General features: G+C 66.0%; 5 protein-coding genes. All 5 read left to right on the top strand.

The window, feature by feature from the left end; translation table 11 throughout:
* Positions 1 to 225: 225 nt before the first annotated feature.
* Genes DMX11_RS25735 through DMX11_RS25715 form a run of 5 tightly spaced genes read left to right on the top strand, consistent with a single transcriptional unit; the run spans position 226 to position 4073 of the window.
* Positions 226 to 795 (top strand): YqgE/AlgH family protein, encoded by a 570-nt coding sequence (locus tag DMX11_RS25735; RefSeq protein ID WP_110748633.1) that lies wholly within the window; start codon positions 226 to 228, stop codon positions 793 to 795.
* A complete protein-coding gene (ruvX, locus tag DMX11_RS25730) occupies positions 795 to 1220 on the top strand; it encodes a Holliday junction resolvase RuvX (RefSeq protein WP_110748630.1) in 426 nt (141 codons plus the stop codon). Before DMX11_RS25735 ends, ruvX begins: the two co-directional genes overlap by 1 nt.
* Before the next feature lie 49 nt (positions 1221 to 1269).
* Positions 1270 to 1788: a bifunctional pyr operon transcriptional regulator/uracil phosphoribosyltransferase PyrR gene (pyrR, locus tag DMX11_RS25725; protein ID WP_110748627.1), complete on the top strand. Its 519-nt coding sequence runs from the start codon at positions 1270 to 1272 to the stop codon at positions 1786 to 1788.
* 12 nt (positions 1789 to 1800) lie between these two features.
* Positions 1801 to 2805 (top strand): aspartate carbamoyltransferase catalytic subunit, encoded by a 1005-nt coding sequence (locus DMX11_RS25720; protein WP_008099987.1) that lies wholly within the window; start codon positions 1801 to 1803, stop codon positions 2803 to 2805.
* The gene (locus tag DMX11_RS25715; RefSeq protein WP_110748624.1) at positions 2802 to 4073 is read left to right on the top strand and encodes a dihydroorotase; all 1272 of its coding nucleotides are present in this window, start codon (positions 2802 to 2804) and stop codon (positions 4071 to 4073) included. Before DMX11_RS25720 ends, DMX11_RS25715 begins: the two co-directional genes overlap by 4 nt.
* Positions 4074 to 4267: the final 194 nt, after the last annotated feature.

Below are 4267 nucleotides of genomic sequence, written 5' to 3'. Positions count from 1 at the left end.
TTTACCGGGGACATGGCCGAGTTTGACCGGCTGGAAATCATCCGCACCTGGCGCTTTGCCCGTGGGGACCGTTTGTCCAGTAACTGATTGTTGCTTTGGCTGTAGGGCTTTCGGTAAGGGGCGGCGCTCGATCTCGAAGGCGCCAAAAACCTCACGGCAAGCACCAACCAGACGACACAAATCCGCACCTTGTCAGCCTCGCCGCCTGGCGCCACACTATCCCCCATGAAAACCCTCGCCCCGAGCTACCTCAAGCACCAGTTCCTGATCGCCATGCCGCACATGGCCGATCCGAACTTTGCCCAGACCCTCACGTACATCGTCGAGCACAATGAGCATGGCGCCATGGGCCTGGTGGTCAACCGGCCACAGGAACTGAGCCTGGCCGACATCCTCGAGCAACTGCGCCCGGACGAAATGCCGCCGGCCAGCACTTTGCAGGTGCCAATCTACCAGGGAGGCCCGGTCCAAACCGACCGCGGCTTCGTGCTGCACAGCTGCGAATGCAGCTTCCAGGCCACCGTGTCCCTGGAAGGGCTGTCGCTGACCACTTCGCAGGACATCTTGCTGGCCATCGCCGCCGGCGTAGGCCCGAAGCAGTGCCTGATCACCCTCGGCTACGCCGGCTGGGAAGCCGGTCAACTGGAAGCGGAGCTGGCCGATAACGCCTGGCTTAACTGCCCGTTCGACCCGGAAATCGTCTTCGGCATGGCCAGCGACCTGCGCCTGGAAGCTGCGGCTGCCAGCCTGGGCATCAACTTGCACCTGCTGACCAGCCAGGCGGGCCACGCCTGATGGCTGAGCTACGCCTCCTGCTGGGCTTCGACTATGGCAGCAAACAGATCGGCGTGGCCGTCGGCCAGGTAATCACCGGCCAGGCTCGCGAGCTGTGCACGCTGAAGGCCCAGAACGGCGTACCGGACTGGGCTCAGGTAGAAAAACTCATCAATGAGTGGAAACCCGATGCCATCGTCGTCGGTCTGCCGCTGAACATGGACGGCACACCCAGCGAAATGAGCGCCCGCGCCGAAAAGTTCGCCCGCCGCCTGAACGGCCGCTTCAACCTGCCCGTGCACACCCACGACGAGCGCCTGACTACCTTCGAGGCCAAAGGCGAGCGCCTGGCCCGCGGCGGCCAGCGCGGCAGCTACCGCGACAACCCGGTCGATGCCATTGCTGCGGCCCTGCTGCTGCAAGGCTGGCTGGAGGCCAACACCTGATCATCTTTGCCGCCGGGCACGCCCGGCGCACCCTTCCGAGGAGCCCGCAATGAGCCTACCCAATCCCGCCGAGCTGATCCGGCAGATGGCTGTCGACCTTCGCGCCCACCTGGTCCGCCGCAACGTCAGCGAGCCCCGCTACATCGGTATCCGCACCGGCGGCGTCTGGGTTGCCCAGGCCCTGCAGGAAGCCATGGGCGACACCAGCCCCATGGGCACCCTGGACGTGTCTTTCTACCGCGACGACTTCAGCCAGAACGGCCTGCACCCGCAAGTGCGCCCGTCCGAACTGCCGTTCGAGGTCGAGGGCCAGCACCTGGTGCTGGTGGATGACGTGCTGATGAGCGGTCGCACCATTCGCGCAGCGCTCAATGAACTGTTCGATTATGGCCGCCCGGCCAGCGTCACCCTGGTCTGCCTGCTGGACCTGGATGCCGGAGAATTGCCGATCCGTCCGAATGTGCTCGGTGCCACCCTGTCGCTCGCCGCCCATGAACGGGTAAAATTGACCGGACCCGCACCGCTCGCCCTCGAGCGCCAGGACCTCGCCTCCGCTTCCGCCCTTTAAGAGTCCCCCGCGATGACGCCAATCGACGCCAAGCGCCCGCTGCAGCTCAATGATCAGGGCCAGCTGCGCCACTTCCTCTCGCTCGACGGTTTGCCCCGCGAACTGCTCACCGAGATCCTCGACACCGCCGACTCCTTCCTGGAAGTCGGTGCCCGGGCCGTGAAGAAAGTCCCGCTGCTGCGCGGCAAGACCGTATGCAACGTATTCTTCGAAAACTCGACCCGCACCCGAACCACTTTCGAACTGGCGGCCCAGCGCCTGTCAGCCGACGTGATCAGCCTGAACGTGTCGACCTCCTCGACCAGCAAGGGCGAAACCCTGTTCGACACCCTGCGCAACCTGGAGGCCATGGCCGCCGACATGTTCGTCGTGCGCCACTCCGACTCGGGCGCTGCGCACTTCATCGCCGAGCATGTATGCCCGGACGTTGCCGTGATCAACGGCGGTGATGGCCGCCATGCACACCCGACCCAGGGCATGCTCGACATGCTCACCATCCGCCGCCACAAGGGCAGCTTCGAGAACCTGTCGGTGGCCATCGTCGGCGATATCCTGCACTCGCGCGTGGCCCGTTCCGACATGCTGGCACTGAAAGCGCTGGGTTGCCCGGACATCCGCGTGATCGGGCCGAAAACCCTGATCCCGATCGGCATCGAGCAATATGGCGTCAAGGTCTACACCGACCTCGCCGAAGGCCTGAAAGACGTCGACGTGGTGATCATGCTGCGCCTGCAGCGTGAGCGCATGGCCGGTGGCCTGCTGCCCAGCGAAGGCGAGTTCTACCGCCTGTTCGGCCTGACCACCGCGCGTCTGGCCGGGGCCAAACCCGATGCCATCGTCATGCACCCGGGCCCAATCAACCGTGGCGTGGAAATCGAGTCGGCGGTGGCCGACGGCAAGCACTCGGTGATCCTCAACCAGGTCACCTACGGCATCGCGGTGCGCATGGCCGTGCTGTCCATGGCCATGAGCGGGCAGAACGCGCAACGTCAATTCGACCAGGAGAACGCCCAGTGACCATCAGTATTCTCGGCGCCCGGGTCATCGACCCCAAAAGCGGTCTGGACCAGGTCACCGATCTGCACCTGGACGGTGGCCGCATTGCCGCGATCGGCACCGCCCCGGCCGGGTTCAGCGCCAGCCGCACGATCCAGGCTGATGGCCTGGTTGCCGCGCCTGGCCTGGTAGACCTTGGCGTGTCCCTGCGCGAGCCGGGCTACAGCCGCAAAGGCAACATCGCCAGCGAAACCCGGGCCGCCGTGGCTGGCGGCGTTACCAGCCTGTGCTGCCCACCGCAGACCAAGCCGGTGCTGGACACCTCGGCAGTGGCCGAACTGATCCTCGACCGCGCCCGCGAGGCGGCCAACAGCAAGGTCTACCCGATCGGCGCCCTGACCAAAGGCCTGGAAGGTGAGCAGCTGGCCGAGCTGGTGGCCCTGCGTGACACGGGTTGCGTGGCCTTCGGCAACGGCCTGAAGGAAATCCCCAACAACCGTACCCTGGCCCGCGCCCTGGAGTACGCCGCCACCTTCGACCTGACAGTGGTGTTCCACTCCCAGGACCGCGACCTCGCCCAAGGCGGCCTGGCCCATGAGGGCGCCATGGCCAGTTTCCTCGGCCTGCCGGGCATCCCGGAAAGCGCCGAGACTGTGGCCCTGGCGCGTAACCTGCTGCTGGTGGAACAGTCCGGCGTGCGTGCGCACTTCAGCCAGATCACCAGCGCCCGTGGCGCGCGACTGATCGCCCAGGCCCAGGCACTTGGCCTGCCGGTGACCGCTGACGTGGCGCTGTACCAGCTGATTCTCACCGACGAATCGCTGCGCGAGTTCTCGAGCCTGTACCACGTGCAGCCGCCGCTGCGCACTACTGCCGACCGTGACGGCCTGCGCGAGGCGGTGAAGTCGGGGGTGATCCAGGCCATCTCCAGCCACCACCAGCCGCACGAGCGCGACGCCAAGCTGGCACCATTCGGTGCCACCGAGCCGGGTATCAGCAGCGTCGAGCTGTTGCTGCCACTGGCCATGACCCTGGTGCAGGACGGCCTGCTCGACCTGCCAACCTTGCTGGCCCGCCTGAGCAGCGGCCCGGCAGCCGCCCTGCGCCTGCCGGCGGGCGAGCTGAAGGTGGGTGGCGCAGCTGACCTGGTGCTGTTCGACCCGCAAGCCTCGACCGTGGCTGGCGAGCAGTGGTTGTCGCGTGGCGAGAACTGCCCGTTCATCGGCCACTGCCTGCCGGGTGCGGTGCGTTATACCTTGGTCGATGGGCACATCTGCCACGAAGCCTGAGTAACGTCTGTGGGAGCGGCCTTGTCTCGCGATAGGGCCGCAAAGCGGCCCCAGCAATCTATGCATGATGCCGAGATGGTGGGGCCGCTGCGCGGCCCTTTCGCGACGCAAGGCCGCTCCCACATTGACCGCGTACAACCTTGAGCCTGTACCAACCATTCATCCCCCCCGGTTGAAATCCTTCCCCCCACCCC

It is taken from the genome of Pseudomonas sp. LB-090624 (assembly GCF_003205205.1).
Taxonomy (GTDB): domain Bacteria; phylum Pseudomonadota; class Gammaproteobacteria; order Pseudomonadales; family Pseudomonadaceae; genus Aquipseudomonas.
This window is presented reverse-complemented; position numbering and strand designations above follow the sequence as displayed.

What these genes read in the sequence shown, in the direction of transcription:
- ruvX (WP_110748630.1), top strand. Translation starts at nt 795, where the DNA reads ATGGCTGAGCTACGCCTCCTGCTGGGCTTCGACTATGGCAGCAAACAG.
- DMX11_RS25735 (WP_110748633.1), top strand. Translation starts at nt 226, where the DNA reads ATGAAAACCCTCGCCCCGAGCTACCTCAAGCACCAGTTCCTGATCGCC.
- pyrR (WP_110748627.1), top strand. Translation starts at nt 1,270, where the DNA reads ATGAGCCTACCCAATCCCGCCGAGCTGATCCGGCAGATGGCTGTCGAC.
- DMX11_RS25720 (WP_008099987.1), top strand. Translation starts at nt 1,801, where the DNA reads ATGACGCCAATCGACGCCAAGCGCCCGCTGCAGCTCAATGATCAGGGC.